General features: G+C 77.0%; 1 pseudogene. It reads right to left on the bottom strand.

Features of this window, described 5'->3' with window-relative positions:
• Positions 1-1041 precede the first annotated feature (1041 nt).
• Positions 1042-1232, bottom strand: a pseudogene (locus ACTIDRAF_RS34595) (hypothetical protein); the annotation flags it as partial.

The raw sequence follows: 1232 nt of genomic DNA, 5'->3' as shown, positions 1-1232 counted from the left end.
CCGCCTTCGTCGTGCGCGGGTCGGGGTGCGCCGGCTGCCACCGCACGCACCGGGATGTTCCCCGGCGGACCGGGCTGCACCATGGACGGTCGCCCGTCCCGCGCGGTGGGCCTCACCCGGCACCGTTCGAGCCTCCGCGCCTCCCGGGCCGGGACGCGGACAGGGGCCCGAGGCAGACCGGCCGCCGTGGTGCCAGGGGCCGGAGACGGATGGTGGGGGCTCGGGCCGTCGTCGGAGGACGAGCTGGCCCCTCGCGTGGGCGATCCGGCGAGGAGAACGGACGGTGCCCTGGCCCGGCTGCCGTTCCCGGCGCCGGCGATGCCCCGCACGGACAGCACGGGGGTGCCACCGGCTCGTACTCCCCGTCGAGCACCGGGCCGGGCCGTCGGGCCTACTCCTCCTGACGCGGACGTCCGGCCGTGCGACGCCGAACCGGAGTTCGACGACGGAGGTCACGGCGGGTGGGAGCAACGCCCCAGCAGGGTGCCCACTCCGACGACGGTTCTCCGGCAGCACGGGCGGGGAGCGGTCTGGCCTCGGTGCTTCGCCACGGGTATCCGCGGTCGGGGCCGGGGCGGTCCGCCCGGTCGCGCCACCCGCCCCGGGCGGCCATGACCGGGATATGAGCACTCGGTGCGTGGATCAGCGGGTATCGGCCGCTGGTGGGAGTCGCTCCGAGGAGGCACTGGTAGCAGCCGAGGGCGCTGCGGGGCAGGGATGTCGGTTCGTGCCGACGGGACGGGGGTGGTCGACGTTCGCCAGCCGTCCGAGCCGGGCACCGCCTCGCCCACCGGTGCCCGGTGGCGCCGAGGAGGAGGGGGCGCGGGGGATGGAGCCGTGGCGCCTCCGCCCGACCGGTGGGATGTGACGGGGTGGTGGACCGGGCGGGCCGCGAGGGGCCCTGGGCGGGCGGGTCGCCGGTCGGGGAGCGGATCAGTGCGCCTGCCGCGACCGCGTGCGGCGGGTGTGGACGTGCCGGGCGGGCCGGAGGCCCACCCGGCGGGCACGGGGGAACACGGGTGTCCTGGTGATGCGGGCTGGTCAGCCGCTTTCCACCTCGGGCAACTCCAGCCGTCCCGCGAGGTGCGGGACGGGCCAGGCGTGTGGTTCCGCCCGGAGCAGTTCCTCCGCCTTCGCCATCATGGCCAGCACGGACGCCGAGCCGTCCCCGGTCACCCAACAGCTCCGGAGTCGGGGGCGGAGGCGGGCGCCTCCGAGCCGTGTCGGCTGGG

The sequence above is a fragment of the Actinoalloteichus spitiensis RMV-1378 genome (assembly GCF_000239155.1).
Classification (GTDB): Bacteria; Actinomycetota; Actinomycetes; order Mycobacteriales; family Pseudonocardiaceae; genus Actinoalloteichus_B; species Actinoalloteichus_B spitiensis.
This window is presented reverse-complemented; position numbering and strand designations above follow the sequence as displayed.